The sequence below is a fragment of the Companilactobacillus alimentarius DSM 20249 genome, from assembly GCF_002849895.1.
Lineage (GTDB): Bacteria > Bacillota > Bacilli > Lactobacillales > Lactobacillaceae > Companilactobacillus > Companilactobacillus alimentarius.
In genome coordinates this window covers 1,003,608-1,024,004 of sequence record NZ_CP018867.1, presented here as the reverse complement: position 1 = coordinate 1,024,004, position 20,397 = coordinate 1,003,608, and the positions used below count along the sequence as shown (strand labels likewise).

Genomic DNA, 20,397 nt, shown 5'->3' with positions numbered 1-20,397 from the left:
AATTTATGACAAAAAAATAGAGTGACTAAAGAGTCCACTCTATTTTTATAGAATCTGAATAAAAATCTTAGGTTATTCAGTTTGCTCTTTATTATTCTTAATCAATAAAGCAAAGATGAAACCGATAATTGCCATTCCAAAGAAGAAAGCAAAGACGTGCTGGAAGCCAATCAAGCCGTTGTTAGCTGGTAGATTGTGGGTTTGATTAGTTGTTACCAAAATCAAAGTTGCAAGACTGACTCCTAAGGAACCTAATAATTGTCTAACGGTAGTAATGATTGCAGTACCATGTGGAATTAAATCTTCTGGTAGAGAATTACCACCAAGAGTAGTAGCGGGCATCATTACGAAGGCATTACCACCTTCAATAAGGATAGCGATAAGAATCATTGGCCACATACCTAATTTAGTATGAAGTACGAACAATAGGAACCAACCCACGACAATCATTGACATACCGGAAATCAAAGTGGCTTTGAAACCAATTTTATCAGCTAATTTTCCCGTTAATGGATTCAAAATACTCAGAATAATAGCTGGTGGAACTAGGGCTAATCCAGAAGCTAAAACCGAAACATGTAAGATGTTTTGGTAATAGAGTGGATAGATAATAGTTACGACAATCAAAGAAATATAGGAAAATCCTGTTAAGAGAACGGCTAAATCGAAATTAAAATTCTTCATAACTTTCAAATCGAGTAGGGGTTCTTTTTTGGTTAATTGACGATGAATAAATAAAATTGTAAGAATAATACTTATTACTAAAAGAATAATTAAGTTGGTAGTCAAGCTGTGAGTACTTCCAGCCTGATTAACAACGTAAAGTAGACCTATGAGTCCTAGTAGATAAACCGTTGAGATCAAATCTAGACTAGCTTTGTGACGTGGCATAACATCTTTAATATTAAAAAGTGCACTGATAAAGATGACAATCATAATGATTAAGAAAATTACGAATAATCCTTGCCACTTGAGAAAATTTAAAACAATTCCTGAAATAATAGGGCCTGATGCCAAGGCTGATCCCATGACCAGGCCAGCATATCCCATTGTCGAACCACGCTTTTTCTCTGGTGTGATAGTTAAGAGAACTGATTGAAATGATGGAAACAAGACACCAACACCAATAGCTTCAAGAGCTCTACCTAACATCGCCAGTGGGAAATTTGGCGCTACGATGATAATTAGTGTTCCGACGGCAAAAATACCGACAACACTCAGAAAAATCTTTTTAAATGAAAAATTATTTAATAGCCAAGGACTGATTGGCATCATAATACACATGATCAACATAAATCCCGTTGTTAACCATTGGATCGTTGGTGCTGTGACTCCAAAGAACTTCATCAAGGTTGGATAAGCCGTTGAAAGTGAAGACTGACTGATCGACATTGTAAAAGTTCCACAGAGTAAAGTTATAATGAATAACTTTCGAGCAAGACTATTTTGAATTTCACCCTTATTCATAAATTACCCCTTCTTTGTTTAATCTAATAACTATTTAAGGATAGACTAAATAAAAAAAGGTGTCCAGTTGAACGCCCGTGTATAGCGCTTTCAAACTAATTGTATAAAAATTTATTGCTTTTTTATTGTGAAATAAGTCTTAACAATAACGTAGCCTATTTGTCTATAAAAATTCAAAAAACAAAAAAAGCAGAACCGAAGTCCTGCTTTTGTCCCGGATGTTAATTAGCTTTATTAGTCAACAGATTTTAAAGCTTCTAACATGTCAATATTTTTAATTTTATAATTCATCATCATCATGACCGCAAATGAGAAGATAACCATTAAGATGACTGAAATAATAGGATTGGACCACGATAATCCCGGAGCAACCATGGCCGTAGCTGGCGGTAACAATTTCATGATATAGCCGTGAAAGACGTAGCCAACTCCGAGTCCCAACACGATACCAATTCCAGTCAGGATATTTGTCTCACGATAGATGTACATCAAGACTTCATTAGGATAGAATCCTAAGACTTTCAAGGTAGATAGTTCACGCACACGTTCACTGATATTGATATTAGTGAGGGTATAGAGAACAACTAGCGAAAGTAATGAAGCACTCAATACCAAAACAAGAATAAGATTGTTGAGATTACTCAAAATGTTAGTGATGGTCGATTTAGTTTCTTGAGATTGAACTGTTTGGACGGCAGCTTTTTGACGATTAAATTTGGCTGCAAAGTTATTGACTTGCTTTCTAGAAGAATTTTTTAAGATTACGAGATAGGCATTAGATTGGAATTTCTTATTAAAGACCTTGCTGTAATAGTGTTGATTCATATAAATGTAGTGGCCTGCATACATCGTCGTAATCCCAGCAACTTTAATTTTATGAGTCGTGCCGTCAGTTTCGTGGATTTTTATCTTGTCACCAACAGAGACATTTTGCAGAGTAGCCAATTTTTGGGAAATAATAGCTCCCTTATTGGTCAATTTCAGTGCTTTCGAGGATTTGTAATCTTGTAATTTGATATATCGATTTAATTTCTGGGAGTCTGTAGGAACAGTTATTGAAATATTTTCACGAGCATAATCACCTTTTCAAGTGGCATAAACGTTGGCAAAATAGGCACCATCGAAACGTTTAACATTATTAGAATCACGAACAATATTTTTGGCACGCTTAATATTTTGACTTGATTCATCCGGATTGTAGGCAGTAACGATGTCATATTTACTAATGTGGCCAAATTGTCGAGTAACAATAGTATTCAAAGAATCCTTAATACCAAATCCAGTGATCATCAGGGCTGTGGCACCCGCAACACCCACAATAGTCATGAGCATGCGACCCTTGTATCTAAAGAGATTTCTAGCGGTGACTTTGTAGGAAAAGTTTAGATGACGCCAAATAAAATTGATTCGTTCTAGTAGGATTCGTGAACCGCTTGCTGGAGGCTTTGGTAACATCAATTGAGCTGGATCTGTTTTAAGTTCTTTTCGGGCAGCCAACCAAGAGGCTAGGACAGTCGAAAGAAAGGCAATTAAAAATGATAAGACAATATACCAAGGATGGAAATCAAGTTGTAATTTGTTAAAAGTAAAATTAGCTGTGTAAGCTTTGAAAATTATTCTGGGAAGAGTTATTAATCCTAGGAAACTTCCTAAAACAGTTCCCAATAAAGCTGCAAGGAAACTGTATACTAAAAATTCTCGCATAACTTCAGCTTTTGAATAGCCCAAAGCCCGTAATGTTCCCATCTCAATCCGTTTTTCCTCAACCATTCGTCTCATCGTTGTAAAACTGACTAGAATAGCAATTAGAAAGAAGAAGGCTGGAAAAGATTTTCCTAATGAATCGATTCTTTGCGCATCCTCACCGTAATTATTGTAGCCTTCGTTGTAGTCATTTCGTCCTTGAATAGTTAGGGACATATTATTGAGCTGTTTCTTTTTATCTTGCAATTGTTGCAGGTTATTTTTTGCTTTAAGTAAAGCTGATTTTTGGGATTTTAAAGTTTTACTTTGCTCGTTTAGTTGGTCAGCTTGAGCCGACAATTGAGTAAGAGCAGCAGTATTTCCAGATGCCTCGACTTGTTCTATTTGTGTCGAAAGTTTTTTCTGTGCAACTTGTAAGGTTGATTTAGCTGTTGAAAGCTTAGAATCACTTGCCTTGATAGTTTGATTTCCAGTGATTAGTTTTCGGTTGATCTTTTTACGCAATTTAGCAGTTTCAAGTTTATTGTGGTGATTCATTTTAGGTTGTAATGATTTAACTATTTTAGAAACTTTATTTTCATACTTTTGAGAGTAAGCATTACCACTGACATTTTTAAAACTGACTCGAGCAAAATTAGGATTGAGAGCTGAAAAGGCCTGCTTTTTGAGATAGGCGAAACCATAAAGTTGTCCAGTACCAGCAGTAGTGTTACCAATATTATCTTTTTTGAGATATTCGGTGGATTTTACAAAACCAACGATTTTAAAGGTGCTTTTCTTCAGACCGGAAGCGGTTTGCTTTTTAGTGCCAGTTAAATTAATAGATTCATTTAAATGATATTTGCCACGTAAGTTATCGCTTAAGACTATTTGGTTGGCAGTTTCTGGTCGATGTCCCTTAGTTAGAGTCATTTTAGAAAGGGAAGTTGGAACACTTTCGATTCGTAAAGCATGTTGTGTTTTTTTGATCAGAACATCTTTACTATGGCCAAAGTTAAGCTGTTTGATCTGTTTTAAATTTTTTAAATAAGTTTGATCAGATTGGCTTAAATATGTAGATGTAGTTATTTTTGCATCAGCCAAATTTGATTTATCATAGGCATTTTGAGCAGTTTGTCGCATATTGGGACCAGTAACGTTTAGGCCGATTAATATGAAGACACCTAATATTAATAGAGCTGATACGGACAGAAAGCGCCCTAATGACATCTTAAATTCTCGTCTAATATTTTTATTTAATGTTTTCAATTTCTACACCTACCATTCGAGTTTTTCAACTGGCATTGGATTAGGATTATGTGTCTCCGACTTAATTTGACCATCGGTGATTTCGATTACATGGTCGGCCATTTTTTTGATCAGACTATTATGAGTCACGATAATTACGTTTTTGTGATAATTATGGGTGAAATCTTGAAATAGTTGTAAAATCTTTTTACCTGTTTTGTAATCGAGAGCACCTGTTGGTTCATCTGCCAGTAGTAGATCAGGGTTTTTAGCAATTGCACGTGCGATGGCAACTCGTTGTTGTTCACCACCTGATAGTTGGGCAGGAAAGTTATTCATCCTAGATTTAAGTCCCACTGCTTCTAAAGCGTCTTTTGCACGCATCGGCTGCTCGGTGATTTCAGCTGCTAATTCGACATTCTCCAAGGTTGTTAAGTTCTGAACTAGATTATAAAATTGAAAAACAAAGCCAATTTTTTTACGACGATAAGTTGTTAAACCTTTTGTATCTAAAGTAGCTAACTCGACGCCATTAATATTGACTGATCCGCTAGTAAGCTTGTCCATTCCTCCTAAAACATTTAGGAGTGTGGACTTCCCAGCTCCAGAGGCTCCTAAAATAATAGTGAGTTCTCCTTGAGCAATTTCAAAACTAATATCATCATTAGCATTAACGGCATTGGTTCCTTTCCCATAAGTTTTGGTTTCATTTTTGACTGAAATAAAATTTGTCATTGTATTTCCCCTCCAACTGATAATATAATGAACACCGTGTTGATTAATTGTTCAAGGTCATTAAACCATTAGATGGTTCTATTTCAATGTTCAGATTTGTAAAAAGTGTTGATTAAGTTAGGAGAGTAGCATGGCATCACAAAAAGAGCGACAAGAAAAAACTGAAACAAATATTATTCAAGCATTGCTAGAAGTTGGGCAGACAAAACCTTTGGCTCAAATTTCAGTCAGTGACATTACTCGAGTCAGTCACATTAATCGTGGAACATTTTATTTACATTTTCTTGATAAAAATGATTTGGTCAATCAAGTCACCAAAGGATTCATCGAGCAAGTTCAGATGATTTTGCGTACGGAAATGAGTGAATCAATGGATTATCGATATTTTTCTGAGGACAAACCATATCCAGTGATTAAAAATCTGGTCGACTTGGTTGCTGAAAACAAAGAATTAGTCAGATTTATGCTAGGAATCAATGGCGATCCAGAATTTTATCCTACAATTACGGCAGAATTAAAAACGGCTATTTTGAATGATCTAAAGCGAGTTAAGGGAAATCAAGATTTTACTTCTAGTATTCCAAATGAGTATGCGATTCGTTTGATCACTAGTATGATTCTGACTATTATTAAAACTTGGATCGATGGCGATGATGGTTTGACTAAGGAAGCAGTTTCAAAAATAATTATGAAAGGGTTGTATCTATCGCCTTATCAAATGCTGGGAATAGGAAAATCAAGAAAATAATTAATTCAATTGTCAAAATGAAGAGAACAAAAAAACAGCTAGATCAAAATGATCTAGCTGTTTTTAAAACTTTACTGAGTAAAAATTACTTTTCAGCTTTATTAGTCATGATTTCATCAATCAAACCATAATCCTTAGCTTCTTGGGCTGTCATGTAGTTGTCACGATCAGTATCCTTTTGTAGTTTTTCAAAGGTTTGACCAGAATTATCAGCCAAAATGTGATTTAATCTCTTTCTTGTCTTCAAGATCTCTTGAGCAGCAATTTCAATTTCTGTTTGTTGACCTTGAGCACCACCTAATGGTTGGTGAATGAGGACAGTTGAGTTTGGTAGGGCAAAACGCTTGCCTTTAGTACCAGCTGACAACAAGACACTGGCCATTGAAGCAGCCATACCTGTTGCAATTGTTTGGACGTCAGATTTAACGAAATTCATAGTATCCATGATAGCCAATCCATCGGTAACTGAGCCACCGGGAGAGTTGATGTACATAGAAATATCCTTATCTGAATCCTGAGCGTCTAGGAATAGCAATTCAGCAATGACTGTATTAGCCATTTGACTGTTAACCTCACCTGACAACATGATGATTCTGTCTTTTAATAATCTTGAGTAAATATCATAGGCACGTTCGCCACGTGAACTCTGTTCAATAACTGTAGGAACTAACATAAAATGCCTCCTGTTTTTAATTAGCACTCTTAATAGCACAGTGCTAATTTAGCATAATATTAATATGGGGTCAACAAACAAAGCTTGATAAATAAAAATAATTATTTGGTTTCGGTAGAAACACCCTGTCTAGTAACAGAATTTTTAACTTTAGACCAAACAATGTGGAACGTGTAGGCTGAAGCAAATGATAATATCCAAGTTAATAAATAGCAAACAACAATAGCTAAAATTGGATTAATTTCTGATAAATTTTGTCCACCTAATCTCCAAATGATTTGAAGCCAGAAAACGTTGGACAGGTAAGCTCGATAAGCGTAAGTTGCTAGAAAGTGAAAAATCGGTAAAGCTTTCGAATTAGTATTAATGTGATGAATTGCAAGTGTTGCTACTAATCCGATTACTAAAAGAGCATACAGTGTCATTGAAGGCTTATAGTAAGGCGCATTGGCTAAACTAACTGGGTATCCGAAAGCAAATAATTCGCGGTTGGTCCAGTAGAAGACAGCTACTAGTAAGATTATCAAAATTGGAAAGGCCTTTTTGAGAAAGCTTTCCAATTTAGTACGAAACATCCAAGCTAAGACTCCAAAAATACCATAGATAGCGAAACTAATAAAGATTCTATCCAGTAAGTACCAACTTTGTTCATGAGGTCCGTGAAAGACTTGCATATCGTAGAAATAAATCCAAGCACCGAATACTAATACAGTCAAAATAATGGTCCAAAGACCACGTTTAACATTGCCCTTTACCCAATGGGCTAGAGCCCAAAAGAAAGGCATTAAGATGATGAACTGTAACATCATCGTGTTATACCACAAGTGCGGTGCAGCATTACCATTGATGAAATGCCAACAAAAAGAAGCAAGATTATTAAATTTATTGACTTGTTGGACATTTGGAAAAATTAATAGGTAAGCTAGGGTCCACCAAATCGTGGGCACAAAAAGAGCAGACCATTGTTTCTTCATATATCCACCATAATTACCCCAGGTGTTTTCATTTGTGGTCCGAGTCGTGGTATATAAAATACCAAAAATAAAGGCTGGAGCAGTAAACTTCACCAAGTTATAAATAATTCCGATTGGAGTTTGATAACTAAAACTAGGATTGGCTGATAAAACTAAACTAAGTACGGTCTGCATCATAACGGCAGTACAAGCAAAGACTTTCATATAGTCACCTATATCAGCTTTGGGCGTAATGTCTTTTTTTATATTCATGTGACGATCTCCCCTTGTAAAATTGTGAGATCAACAAAAGGAAATATTTAGACTCAATATATTCTCATCTCGAAAAAATTGCAACTAAATTTTTAATTCGGAGCGTTGAAAGGATAAGAAAATCAAAATCAGTTCATTACTGATTTCACGTTGGGTATTGCTAAGATTTTTATGGGGTGAAGCAAGATAAATCGTTCGTTGTAAAGGGTCAGGAGTCAGGCGTGCTAGTTGGACTTTGGAATCGATAGTTTGCCAAGTGACAGAGGGAATAAAACTTAGACCAACACCAGCTTCAATGATTCCACGGACAGTTGCCGGATCATCGGCCTCATACTTATAGTTTAAAGTGATATCCCGTTTTAAAAAATATTTATCGATTGTCACACGCAAGGGGTTGTCAGGAGAGAGACCAATCATTTTCTCAGAAGTTAATTCCTCTGGTTTGACGAAATGCTGGCTATAACCGTAGTTGATATTCCAACCAACAAAAATTTCTTCCTTTAATACGGGTACATTGGTCAATCCTTGTAAAGGAGTACTTGTGATAATAAAGTCGAATCGTTTAAAATCGGTTTCCCTAACGTTATGTTGAGCGATGTTCAATCTAACATTAGGGAATTTTTCTTTAATATTAGTGACAATGTTAGGAATAAAAGGAGAGGCTACTTCCATTAATAGGGAAACGGGATATTGAGTTTGATCAAGTCCACCTTTAACAGCAGATATTCCTCGATTCAATTCCTCTAGGCTGTCGTTGACGTAACTGTAAAATAATTTACCAGCTCGATTCAATTTCAGAGTTCGACCCGTCCGATCAAACAGCTTGGTATTCAATTCATCTTCTAATTGCTTGATAGTTTTACTCACAGCAGGCTGCGATACATAAAGAATACTAGCTGCTTTGGTGATGCTTTCCTGATTAGCAACGACGACAAAATATTTTAATTGATTAAGATTCAAAATACGCACCTCCACATAACCAAATGGTTAAGTATCTTGCTTTTTATATATTATACATGTTATGAATTCGCAATTATACTGAATCTGTGAGATCAATAGGAAGGATTGTTGGAGGTGATTAATTATCAGAACTTTGTGGATATTTCCAGGCCAAGGTGGTCAAAGAAGTGGGATGTTGAAAGAAGTCCCACAAGAAATGATTCAACGGGTAAAAGAATTAACTGGAGTGCAATTGCAAGATGATGAGAAAGCATATCATGATTCGATTCAGATTCAGTTAGGAATTTTGATGTTGCAATTATTTAGTATCCGACAGTTACAGTCAATTAAGCAAAAACCAGACGCAGTTGCAGGTCATTCTTTAGGAATTTTTGCAGCAGCAGTTGCTTCAGGTGTTATTAGTGAAGATGATGCGATTAAGATTGTCTACATCCGTTCAATGAAGATGCAAGAATCTTATCCAACAGGCTATGGGATGGGTGCAATCGTTGGCTTGACGAGAAAAGAAGTTTCCAATTTAGTGAGTCAAGTTAATAATAATGACCAACCAGTCTTTACTTCAAATCAAAACTCGGAATTACAAACTGTGATTTCTGGCTCGATTGTGGGTATTAAGAAAGTTTTGACATTGGCGAAGGAAAACAGTGCTCAGAAAACAGTACTTTTAAAAGTGCCAGTTCCGTCACATTCTCCTTTGATGCAAAAAGTTGCTGACGTGTTGGAAAAAGAATTGGCAAATATTGAATTGCAGAATCCACAATGTACTTACTTAGCTAATTACAATGGTCACGCTATAAGAAAAGTCGACGGTATCAAATACGATATGATCAACAACCTGACTCATCCCGTTTATTGGGACACGATGATGGATGTTGCGTCTGAACTTGGAATTGATACAACACTTGAGATTAAACCTGGGCAGACTTTTACTAAGTTAGTTAAGAGTAAGTTTCCTGATTTTAGAACCATCACCATGAATAGTATGAATCTCGATGATATTGAATTTTTGTTAGAAAAATGGAAAAGAGGATAATCGATGGCTAATAGAAGTTGGACTCAAAACCGTGATGCCAAAGCTAGTAAGATGAGCAATATTTCATCATTATTAGACGGTAAGTTAGTTAAAACAGAAAATGCTAAAGAATTATTAGAAAATGTTATCAAACCTGGCGACAGAGTTGTTTTGGAAGGTGACAATCAAAAACAAGCTAGTTTCTTATCAGAGACTTTAGCTTCAGTAGATCCTGAAAAAGTTCATGATCTACATATGATCATGTCCAGTGTGTCCCGTCCTGAGCATTTGGATATTTTTGAAACTGGTATTGCTAAGAAATTAGACTTTTCCTTTGCAGGACCTCAGAGTACTAGAATTTCACAAATGATTGCTGATGGAACGGTGGAAGTTGGCGATATCCATACTTACTTAGAGTTATACGCTCGTTTGTATGTTGATTTGATTCCTAATGTTGTCCTAGTTGCCGCTGACAAAGTTGATCGTGATGGAAATCTTTATACCGGTGCTAATACAGAAGAGACACCAGTTATTGTTGAATCAGCTGCTTTCAAGGATGGAATCGTCATCGTTCAAGCTAATGAAATCGTTGATAAAGTTCCGCGTGTGGATATTCCTGGTGACTGGGTCGATATTGTTGTTCCTGCTGATGAACCATATCAATTGGAACCACTATTTACCCGTGATCCTCAAAATGTGACCGAATTGCAAATTCTTATGGGAATGATGGCAATCCGTGGTATTTATGAAAAACATAATGTTCAAACAGTTAACCATGGTGTTGGTTTCAATACTGCCGCAATTGAATTGTTATTGCCAACTTATGGTGAACAACTTGGTTTGAAGGGGAAGATTGTTCCTAATTGGGAAGTTAACCCAACACCTACTTTGATTCCTGCAATTGAAAGTGGCTGGGTCCAAACAATCCACAGTTTCGGTGGAGAAGTCGGAATGGAAAATTATATCGCTCATCGTCCTGATATTTTCTTCGTCGGTAAAGATGGCAGTATGCGTTCCAATCGTGCCTTTGGTCAAATGGCTGGTCAATATGCGCTAGACATGTTCGTGGGCTCAACTTTACAGATTGATAAATATGGTAATTCTTCAACTGTTACTAATGGACGTCTTTCTGGATTCGGTGGTGCTCCTAATATGGGTAGTAATCCACATGGTCGTCGTCATTCAACCCCAGCTTGGCAAAGTTTGCGTCCTGACAATGATCCATTAGGTAAAGGACAAAAATTAGTTGTACAAATGGTTGAGACGTTTGGCTCCAATAAGAAACCAGTATTCGTTGATCATTTGGATGCCGAAGAAGTTCAAAAGGAAGCTAAGTTAGCTAACGTTCCTATTATGATCTATAGCGAAGATACGACTCATATCGTGACAGAAGAGGGAATTGCTTATCTTTACAAGACCGATAGTATGGCCGAAAGACAAGCCGCGATTGAGGCAATTGCTGGTGTCACACCAGTCGGTTTGAGAAGTAATCCTAAACAATTAGCTGATCTACGTGCTAAAGGAATCGTTGCTTTACCAGAAGACTTAGACGTACATCGTAATGAAGCTAAGAGATCGCTTCTTGCAGCTCAAAACATGGACGACTTAGTTAAGTGGTCAGATGGACTCTACAATCCACCTGCAAAATTCAGAAGTTGGTCATAATTAATGATTGAAACAAATTATTTACAACTAGCACAACAAGCAGTGATAGCTTTAAAATGGGAGGTTTCTTTTTCGCCTAAACCTGGATTAGTCGATGCAATTTCTAATGGATCGCATACGGATATGAATATCGATTTATTTTATAGATCGGCAGATAGTTTACTAAGTGGTTTCGAAGAAATGATTCGTGTCTCTTATCAACAACCACTCGATGTTAAATTACGTGAAGAAATTGGTCGTATTGGAAGAATTGCCGAAAAAAATATGTTCAAGGCAACCAATGGGGTCAATACGCATAAAGGTGCTATTTGGAGCTTAGGATTATTGGTCAGTGTTATTAGTAGCTTACAAACCGATGATTTGGAACAGATCCTTACAGGAGTAAAGAAATTGTCACGTTTGCAGGATAAGTTTGTTACTAAAACTAAAACGCACGGGATGGTAACGCAACAAAAGTATGCTTTGACTGGAGCTAAAGGTGAAGCCCAAAGTGGTTTCGTCAATGTTTCTAAAGCCTTAAGTTTTCAAGCTGAAAGTGATACGTATGATACTTGGATGCGGAGATTGTTGGTTTTGTATAGCAATGTTAATGATACGAATATCGTTTATCGCAGTAATTTACAAACTTTACAAGAATTCCAACGACTCTCTTCAGAAATAGTACGTTCATCCACTAGCGTGATTGATAATCCGCAATTCAAAACTTTACAAACTTTCACCAAAGAAAAAAATATTTCTCCTGGTGGTTGTGCTGATTTGTTTGCTGCAAGTTACTTTTTAAAACATTTGAATTAGGAATGGAGAAAAATATGGAAAAATTACACTTTAATTTCGATACAACTGATGCAATTGCAAAACCAGTCCATGTTGGTGTTGTTGCATCTGGCGATCTCGAAGTTATTTTCAGACCAACAGATAAGAAAACAGAAGTTAATATCGTAACTGGTAGTGATGGTTTCAAAGAAGTTTGGGCAAATGTCTTGAAACGTTTCTTTGATAGATATCCAATCCAAGCCAACATTGAAATTAACGACTTTGGTTCAACTCCAGGAGTTGTTAATCTTCGTTTAACTCAAGCATTGGAGGAACTAAAAAATGAAGAATAGTTTTGTTGAATTACACGCACGTGAACGTGCACTTTCATTATTGGATGCAGAGACTGCTAAAGAGTTAGTCGGTCCACTTGATGATATGATTTCTCCACACTTGGAGCCTCAAGGCATTGTTCCTGAGAGTGATGATGGAATTGTTTTGATGAAAGGTAAGATCGACGGCAATAATGTCTTGGTAATTTCAATTGAAGGTAAATTCCAAGGCGGCGGTATCGGTGAGGTCAGCGGTAGTAAAATTGTTGCAGCCTTAGAAAAAGCTCTTGAAGATAATAAGAACGGTAAAACAATTTATCCAATTTTAGTTTTGGATACTGGTGGTGTCCGTCTCCAAGAGGCTAATTATGGTCTATTATCAATTTCTGAAATTCAAAACGTCGTTATCGCTTTGAAGAAGTATGTTCCAGTGATTGGTTTGGTACCGGGACGTGTTGGATCTTTTGGTGGTATGTCAATCACAGCTTCTATTTTGTCTTATTTGATTGCTACTAATAAAGCTAGAATTGCTTTGAATGGTCCAGAAGTTATTGAACAAGAAGCTGGTGTTCGTGAATTTGATTCAAGCGATAAGAACTTGATTTGGAATACTTTAGGGACTAAACAAAGATTGGCTACAGGTTTGGTTGATGAGGTTGTTGACGATACTGTTGACAGTATTAAGGCTTCTTTGGTTAATGAAATTAAAACTAAAAAAGATGCTCATCGAACAGAGAATGTCGACTTTTACTTAAGCTTGTTAGATAAGTTAGATTTGAGTAAAAAGTTAGATATTGAAACTTACGATGATTTATTTAAACAAGTCGAAACAGTTAAACATGATATTCCTGAGGCTATTACTAGTTTCAAAGAGGGAACTAAGAGTCGTGGTCGTGTTTGGTTTGAAGCTATTACTGGAATCAAGAATGCGACAAGTTCTGTTTCAACTGTGCTTCATGCTCAAAAGGATGGCAAAGAATATGTTGCCATTGTTCCTGATGCTGAAAATGATTTCCCACGTGTTCGTAATGGCGAAGTTGGTTTGCAAGAAGGATTCGCTGTGGCAAGCATTATTAATAAGGTTGTAGCAGAAGATAAAGATAAGGATGTCAAACGTCCAATTATCTTAATCGTTGATGTACCTAGTCAAGCTTATGGCTATCAAGAAGAATTGATTGGAATTCATGTGGCTCTTGGTTCAAGTGCTGCTGCATACGCTAAGGCTAGACAAGCTGGGCACCCAGTAATTGACTTTATTCCAGGAGATGCTGTATCTGGTGGTTTCTTAGCTCATGGACTTCAATCAAACCGTATGATTGCACTTGATGATGATTCAATCACGATTCAAGCTATGTCAAAGGCTAGTGCTGCAAGAATTACTCAAAGAACTATTTCTGAACTTGAAGAGGCCACTAAGCACGTACCAGCAATGGCTTATGATATTGATAATTATGAGAAATTAGGTGCTTTATACAAGTTAGTTAAGGGTATCGGTTCTTGGGAAGCTACTGATGAAAATGTCGAAAAAATTGATCAAATTATTGATGAAGCAATCGCAAGTTTAGATGGCGACAAGACTTTGCATTTCCGCTATGAGACACCAATTGCTAAGGCCAGTGGTCGTAAGGCTACTTTGAAAGTCCGTCAATTAGTTGATGAACAATGGTAGAAATTCATCCGCATGATTTATTAAAAATTGATTCAGTTGCTAGTTTGACTGACGGTCTATCTGACTGGGCTGACAAGAGTTTTCTTGAATCGTTAACCGTAGTTGTACGACGCAGTCCAATTGTTGATAATCAAATTCCCGTTGGCGTAAGAGGGATGAAACGGGAACAGCGATTTGCAACTTTTGTTAATTCTGAAAATGTAGTTCGAGTTATTACTCCATATGAATTGGTAAAGGGAAAATGTTGGGTCAATGTATCTAGCGACCGTCAAGATATTCCAGCTATCAAAGCATTGCCAGTAGTGTCAAAAATTTTAAAAGATTTCAAATGGGGAATAAGCGGCAGCGTCGGTTTTGAACTAGCGACTGCCACCAAGACAAGTAAAATGACGAGTGATTTGGATTTGGTTTGGTTACCGCAAGAGCCGCTTTCAAAGGAGTCGGCTAAAAACCTTCTGAAAAAGTTGAATCAGTTTGGCGTTCACGTTGATTTGCAGGTTATTCGTAACAATAATGGCTTTTCGCTTGAGGAGTACGCTAATAGTGGTTCGACTATTATGATGAAGACCCTTGGTGATCCGATTTTAGTGAAGAATCCCTGGATCTAAAAATTAATATAAAACAAATAATGACGGCAATCATCGAAGAAATGGTTGCCGTCATTATTTGCTTTCAGCAAAATAGCATTATAATAATTATGATGACCACTTGGATAGGAGAAAAAGATGGAATTAATTACAGATGATGGAATCAAGTTGAATTATCACGATTATGGAACTGGGCAACCAATTGTTTTGGTGCCGGGGTTTGGTGGTTACCAAGAGATTTGGAGTTTGCAGGTAAAATATTTACTTGAAATGAAGAATTACCGAGTGATAACTTATGATCACAGGAATCACGGTGCTTCTCAAAGGACACAACAGAATTTAACGATAGATCAATTGAGTGATGACTTAGTAACATTGGTTAATCATTTAAAATTAGATCAACCAATTCTAGTTGGACATTCAATGGGAGCAAGTACTTGCTATGCTTATTTAAGCAAGAGTAAAAATGTTAAGTCTGTAATGGCGATTGACCAATCACCCAAAATGTTAAATGACCTTGATTGGCAATATGGATTTGAAAATATTAATGAAGAGAATTTTAAATATCAATTGCAACAACCTAAAAAGGTTCGAGAAACGTTGCATGGCTTAGATGATCGAGTTTTTGATCCACTTAGTAAAGCAAAGATGGAGCATCCCTTTGATCGAAAGTATAACTTATCGTTATTATTCGACCATGTTCAAAAGGATTGGCGTAAGGTATTAATTAATACCGAGGTACCGGTAAAATTAGTCGTTGCCAGACAAAGTCCTTATTTTGATTATCATTTTGGAGATATTTTAGCTGAAAAGAATATTAATATTACGAGCGTAACGATGAATAATTGCGGGCACGATATTATGGCAGAAATCCCCGAGGAATTTAATCAAACCTTACGACATTTTGTCTTCGATAGTATGAAAAAATAAAAAGCAAGATAGTCTTTTAGGTAAAACCCGAAAGATTATCTTGCTTTTGTATAATATAATTCTTGTGAAACGGTAAAAATAAGCTCTTTGTTGATTCATCAACACATAAAGTTTGGACTTTGTGAAAATATCAATGCGTCGTGTGGGAGTCGAACCCACATTCCAGGAACCGGAATCCTGTGTGCTATCCATTATACTAACGACGCAAGCATGGTTTAATTTTAGCGCACTTAGGTATAAAAAGTAAATCAGTAAAAAAAATAATATAAGTTGCATTTTTTGTTGCATATGACTTGAAATATTCACAAGAGAGTCTATACTAATAGTTGTGCTTAGGAGATGAGTTAAATCATCAACGGCTTTTATTTTTTGAGTACATGGGTCGTAAACAGACATACAGGGACGGCATTTGTCCCATGGAGTATATCAAATGACTAATAATGAAGATTTAGAATTGCTGGATTTGGTTGCCCCAGACTTCATTAAGACTCTGGAAAAGCGATTTAAAATACTTCAGAGTATCTCATTAATGGAACCGGTCGGGCGCAGAGTGTTGACTGATGATCTTAACATTACGGAACGTGGGTTAAGAACTGAAACAGACTTATTGAAAAAGCAAGGCTTGATTATATCTTCGAAATCTGGGATGTCTTTGACAAAAACAGGTAGCGATGCAGTAATCAGACTAACGGATGTATTAGCCGATTATCAAGGAACGGCTCTTTTGGAAAAACAATTGAGTAAAAAACTTGGGATTAGTCGGTGTATTGTATTGCCCGGTAACGCTGATAAGCAACAACGGGTGATCGATTCATTCGGTAGAAGACTTAATCAGCTTTTAGGAACATTGTTGCCAACGGGTCAATCGATGATTTCTGTTACTGGTGGTAGTACACTAGCACAAGTTGCACGAAATCTTTCGCCAGACCTTTCCAAGAACCGCCAATTGGTATTTTTACCAGCACGAGGCGGCGTCGGTGAATCTGTGATGATTCAAGCTAACAGTGTTTGCGCAGAAATGGCTTCAAAGACGCAGAGCCAGTACCGGGCAATGTATCTTCCGGAAGACATTTCTGAAAAAAGTTTTGAATCTTTGCAAGAAGAGACTTCAATTAAGTCGGTTCTTGATTTAATATATAGAAGTAATGTTGTTATTCACAGCATTGGCACTGCAAGTATTATGGCTGAGAGAAGAAATCTTTCTCAAAGAGAGCAGGACATTATTGATAATGGTCACGCCGTATCAGAAGCGTTTGGCGATTTCTTTGATCAAAGTGGTAAACTTGTATATAAGGTACCTAGGATTGGACTTCATGTCCGGGACCTTGATAGAATAGAGTATGTGATTGCGATTGCTGGTGGCGAAAGTAAAGCTAACGCAATCCAGTCATATATGAAAAACGCACCTCATCATACGATCTTAATTACTGATGAGTCTGCCTCAAAACTGATTTTAAGGGATAACCCTTTAAAATAATATTTTTTCATTTCCTGAAGGAGGAATTTTTGTATGACTACAAAAGTTGGTATTAATGGATTTGGCCGTATCGGTCGTTTGGCATTCCGCCGTATCGCTGCACTTCAAGCAGCTGGCAAAACAGATTTGGAAGTTGTTGCAATTAACGATTTAACTTCACCTGCTATGCTTGCACACTTGTTGAAGTATGATACTGCTCATGGTAACTTCGAAATTGACAAGATCACTGCTGAAGATGCAGCTATCGTTGTTGATGGTAAGAAGATTCCTGTATATGCTGAAATGAACGCTGCAGACCTTAAATGGGTTGCAAACGACGGTGTTGACATCGTTCTTGAATGTACTGGATTCTACACATCTGCTGACAAGGCCCAAGCTCACTTGGATGCCGGTGCAAAACGTGTATTGATCTCAGCTCCATCAGGTGACATGCCTACAGTTGTTTATGGCGTTAACGACGACATTCTAACAAATGACGTTAAGATCGCTTCAGCTGGTTCATGTACAACAAACTGTCTTGCACCTCTAGCAAATGCTGTAAACAAAGAATTCAGCATTAAAGCTGGTACAATGACAACAATCCATGCTTACACAGCTACACAAAAACTTCAAGATGGTCCAGAACGTAAAGGTAATGTTCGTGCTGCACGTGCTGCTGCTGCAAACATCATCCCTCATTCAACTGGTGCTGCTAAGGCTCTTGGTCTTGTTGTTCCAGAACTTAAAGGTAAACTTGACGGACATGCACAACGTGTACCTGTTATCACAGGTTCAGTTACTGAATTAGTTGCAACTCTTGACAAAGAAGTTACAGTTGATGAAGTAAACGATGCAATCAAGAAGTATACTGACAACAACCCTTCATTCGGTTACAACGATGACCAAATCGTATCATCAGATGTTATCGGTACATCATTTGGTTCAATCTTTGACCCAACACAAACACAAATTGTTGGTAAGGGTGACGCCCAAGTTGTAAAGACTGTTGCTTGGTATGACAACGAATCAGGATTTACAGCACAAATGGTTCGTACACTTGAAAAGTTTGCTACATTAGACTAATTCGTTAATCTAAAATAGTGATTTCAAAAACCTAATTTAGTGTGATTTAAATTGGCGGAGGGAGGATAACTCCTTCCGCTTTTTTTTAAGGAAAATATTGGAGGATTTATATACAATGGCTAAACTTATTGTTTCTGACGTTGACGTAAAAGGCAAAAAAGTCTTGATGCGTGTAGATTTCAACGTTCCTATTAAAGATGGTGTTGTCGGCGATACTAACCGTATCGTTGGTGCTATCCCAACAATCAAATATGTTTCAGAACATGGTGGAAAGGTTATCTTGCTATCTCACTTGGGTCGTATTAAGAGTGACGAAGACAAGAAAGCTTTATCATTGAAGCCTGTTGCTGCTAAACTTCAAGAATTAAGCGGTATGCCTGTAGAGTTCGTACCAACTAACGAAGGTAAAGAACTTGAAGATGCTATCAACGATCTTAAAGACGGTCAAATCCTATTGATGGAAAACACTCGTTTCCAAGATATTGATAACGACTTTGGCAAACGTGAAAGCAAGAACGATCCTAAACTTGGCGAATACTGGGCATCACTTGGTGACGTATTTATCAACGATGCTTTCGGTACAGCCCACAGAAGCCATGCTTCAAACGTTGGTATCTCAACAGCTATGAAGGCTGCTGGTAAGCCCGTTGCTGCTGGTTTCTTAATGGAAAAGGAAATCAAGTTCTTAGGTAACGCCGTTGACAATCCTGTACACCCATTCGTAACAATCCTTGGTGGTGCAAAGGTTTCAGATAAGATCGGTGTTATTGAAAACTTAATTCCAAAATCAGACCACATCTTAATCGGTGGTGGTATGGCATACACATTCTTAGCTGCTCAAGGCCACAAGATTGGTAAGTCACTATTCGAAGCTGACAAAGTTGATCTAGCTAAAGACCTCCTTCAAAAAGCTGGAGACAAGATTGTCCTTCCTGTAGACCACATCGTTGCTAAAGAATTCTCAAATGACGCAGAAGCAACAACTACTGACGGCGTTGACATTCCCGATGACGAAATGGCTCTTGATATTGGACCTAAGACAGTTAAATTGTTCCAAGACAAATTAAATGGTGCAAAGACTGTTGTATGGAATGGACCAATGGGTGCTTTCGAAATGAGCAAGTTTGCTGAAGGTACACTAGAAGTTGGACGTGCTATGGGTAACTTAACAGATGCTATCACAATTGTTGGTGGTGGTGATTCTACTGCTGCTGCTAAGAGTCTTGGTATTGCTGATAAGTTGACACACATCTCAACTGGTGGTGGTGCTTCACTTGAATACCTTGAAGGTAAGACATTGCCTGGTATCGATTCAATCTCAAATAAATAATTATTTTTCATAAGGAGAATTAATTTATGCGTACACCTATTATTGCGGGTAACTGGAAGATGAACAAAAATCCTAAAGAAACCCAAGAATTTTTAGACGGTATCAAAGGTAAGTTACCAGAATCTGGCGTAGAAACAATTATTGGTGCTCCAGCCATTGATCTTACAACACTTGTTGCAGGAGCTAAGGGCACACCATTAAAGACAGCTGCTGAAAACTCATACTTTGAAGATGCTGGTGCATTCACTGGTGAAACTTCACCTAAAGCACTTGACGAAATGGGTCTTGACTATGTAATCATTGGTCACTCAGAAAGAAGACAATACTTCGGTGAAACTGATGAAGACATCAACAAGAAAGCTCTTGCTATCTTGAAGAACAACATGTTGCCAATCATTTGCTGTGGTGAAACACTAGAACAACGTGAAGCTGGAAAAGCAGAAGACTGGGTAACTGGTCAAATCGAAAATGCCGTTAAAGGTATTTCTGCTGCTGACTTAGCTAAGTCAGTTATCGCTTACGAACCAATCTGGGCTATCGGTACTGGTAAGACTGCTACTGCTGATCAAGCACAAGAAATGGTTCACGTAATCCGTGAAAAGATTGCTAGCTTGTACGATAATGACACAGCTGACAAAGTACGTATTCTTTACGGTGGTTCTGTAAAACCTGCTAACGTTAAAGAATTGATGGCTAAAGAAGATATTGATGGTGGACTTGTTGGTGGTGCATCAATGGATCCAGAATCATTTATTGCCTTGGCTAACTTCAATAAATAATTAACTTCTATTAAGTTATTTATTTTAAGTGTCAAAAAGGTTAAAATTAGGTTGTATTAAA

Annotated in this window: 19 protein-coding genes and 1 tRNA gene; 12 read left to right on the top strand and 8 right to left on the bottom strand. The window is 37.2% G+C overall.

Annotation, left to right across the window (positions count from 1 at the left end):
- Window positions 1–72: 72 nt before the first annotated feature.
- The 4 genes from LA20249_RS04965 to LA20249_RS04950 form a co-directional block, all read right to left on the bottom strand.
- Entirely contained in the window at window positions 73–1,467 is a 1,395-nt protein-coding gene (locus tag LA20249_RS04965; RefSeq protein WP_057736891.1) for an MDR family MFS transporter, read from the bottom strand.
- Window positions 1,468–1,701: 234 nt separating this feature from the next.
- A complete protein-coding gene (locus LA20249_RS04960) occupies window positions 1,702–2,445 on the bottom strand; it encodes an ABC transporter permease (protein WP_057736893.1) in 744 nt (247 codons plus the stop codon).
- 108 nt (window positions 2,446–2,553) lie between these two features.
- Window positions 2,554–4,380, bottom strand: coding sequence for an ABC transporter permease (locus tag LA20249_RS04955; protein WP_057736896.1), 1,827 nt, complete (start codon window positions 4,378–4,380; stop codon window positions 2,554–2,556).
- A gap of 48 nt (window positions 4,381–4,428) precedes the next feature.
- A complete protein-coding gene (locus tag LA20249_RS04950) occupies window positions 4,429–5,133 on the bottom strand; it encodes an ABC transporter ATP-binding protein (protein WP_057736898.1) in 705 nt (234 codons plus the stop codon).
- Window positions 5,134–5,263: 130 nt separating this feature from the next.
- Between LA20249_RS04950 and LA20249_RS04945 the strand changes: the two genes are divergently transcribed.
- Entirely contained in the window at window positions 5,264–5,881 is a 618-nt protein-coding gene (locus LA20249_RS04945; protein WP_057736899.1) for a TetR/AcrR family transcriptional regulator, read from the top strand.
- Between the two features lie 85 nt (window positions 5,882–5,966).
- Here the strand turns inward: LA20249_RS04945 and clpP are convergent, their stop codons facing one another.
- From clpP to LA20249_RS04930, 3 genes are all read right to left on the bottom strand, one after another.
- Entirely contained in the window at window positions 5,967–6,554 is a 588-nt protein-coding gene (clpP, locus tag LA20249_RS04940; RefSeq protein ID WP_057736901.1) for an ATP-dependent Clp endopeptidase proteolytic subunit ClpP, read from the bottom strand.
- A gap of 101 nt (window positions 6,555–6,655) precedes the next feature.
- Entirely contained in the window at window positions 6,656–7,780 is a 1,125-nt protein-coding gene (locus tag LA20249_RS04935) for an acyltransferase family protein (RefSeq protein WP_057736903.1), read from the bottom strand.
- A gap of 84 nt (window positions 7,781–7,864) precedes the next feature.
- Window positions 7,865–8,740 (bottom strand): LysR family transcriptional regulator, encoded by an 876-nt coding sequence (locus LA20249_RS04930; RefSeq protein WP_057736905.1) that lies wholly within the window; start codon window positions 8,738–8,740, stop codon window positions 7,865–7,867.
- A gap of 133 nt (window positions 8,741–8,873) precedes the next feature.
- Here LA20249_RS04930 and LA20249_RS04925 point away from each other — a divergent pair, with 133 nt between their 5' ends.
- The 7 genes from LA20249_RS04925 (at window position 8,874) to LA20249_RS04895 (ending at window position 15,688) form a co-directional block, all read left to right on the top strand.
- Window positions 8,874–9,773, top strand: a complete 900-nt coding sequence (locus LA20249_RS04925) for an ACP S-malonyltransferase (protein WP_083477861.1) — start codon at window positions 8,874–8,876, stop codon at window positions 9,771–9,773.
- 3 nt (window positions 9,774–9,776) lie between these two features.
- A complete protein-coding gene (mdcA, locus tag LA20249_RS04920; RefSeq protein WP_057736907.1) occupies window positions 9,777–11,417 on the top strand; it encodes a malonate decarboxylase subunit alpha in 1,641 nt (546 codons plus the stop codon).
- A gap of 3 nt (window positions 11,418–11,420) precedes the next feature.
- Complete coding sequence (locus tag LA20249_RS04915; RefSeq protein WP_057736909.1) at window positions 11,421–12,212, top strand: triphosphoribosyl-dephospho-CoA synthase; 792 nt, start codon at window positions 11,421–11,423, stop codon at window positions 12,210–12,212.
- Between the two features lie 14 nt (window positions 12,213–12,226).
- Entirely contained in the window at window positions 12,227–12,523 is a 297-nt protein-coding gene (locus tag LA20249_RS04910; RefSeq protein ID WP_057736911.1) for a malonate decarboxylase subunit delta, read from the top strand.
- Complete coding sequence (gene mdcD, locus LA20249_RS04905) at window positions 12,513–14,171, top strand: biotin-independent malonate decarboxylase subunit beta (protein WP_057736913.1); 1,659 nt, start codon at window positions 12,513–12,515, stop codon at window positions 14,169–14,171. Before LA20249_RS04910 ends, mdcD begins: the two co-directional genes overlap by 11 nt.
- Window positions 14,165–14,779 carry a malonate decarboxylase holo-ACP synthase gene (locus LA20249_RS04900; RefSeq protein ID WP_057736915.1) on the top strand — a complete coding sequence of 205 codons (615 nt, stop codon included), beginning with the start codon at window positions 14,165–14,167 and terminating at the stop codon, window positions 14,777–14,779. The genes mdcD and LA20249_RS04900 overlap by 7 nt, the downstream gene beginning before the upstream one ends.
- Before the next feature lie 117 nt (window positions 14,780–14,896).
- Entirely contained in the window at window positions 14,897–15,688 is a 792-nt protein-coding gene (locus LA20249_RS04895) for an alpha/beta fold hydrolase (RefSeq protein WP_057736917.1), read from the top strand.
- Between the two features lie 134 nt (window positions 15,689–15,822).
- Here the strand turns inward: LA20249_RS04895 and LA20249_RS04890 are convergent.
- A tRNA-Arg gene (locus LA20249_RS04890) sits at window positions 15,823–15,894 on the bottom strand.
- Between the two features lie 224 nt (window positions 15,895–16,118).
- On the opposite strand from LA20249_RS04890, the gene LA20249_RS04885 reads away from it, so the two are divergent.
- From LA20249_RS04885 to tpiA, 4 genes are all read left to right on the top strand, one after another.
- Complete coding sequence (locus LA20249_RS04885; RefSeq protein WP_057736919.1) at window positions 16,119–17,165, top strand: sugar-binding transcriptional regulator; 1,047 nt, start codon at window positions 16,119–16,121, stop codon at window positions 17,163–17,165.
- Between the two features lie 33 nt (window positions 17,166–17,198).
- Entirely contained in the window at window positions 17,199–18,227 is a 1,029-nt protein-coding gene (gene gap, locus LA20249_RS04880) for a type I glyceraldehyde-3-phosphate dehydrogenase (RefSeq protein WP_057736921.1), read from the top strand.
- Window positions 18,228–18,342: 115 nt separating this feature from the next.
- Entirely contained in the window at window positions 18,343–19,557 is a 1,215-nt protein-coding gene (locus LA20249_RS04875) for a phosphoglycerate kinase (RefSeq protein WP_057736923.1), read from the top strand.
- A gap of 26 nt (window positions 19,558–19,583) precedes the next feature.
- Window positions 19,584–20,336, top strand: coding sequence for a triose-phosphate isomerase (gene tpiA / locus LA20249_RS04870; RefSeq protein WP_057736925.1), 753 nt, complete (start codon window positions 19,584–19,586; stop codon window positions 20,334–20,336).
- Window positions 20,337–20,397 lie beyond the last annotated feature (61 nt).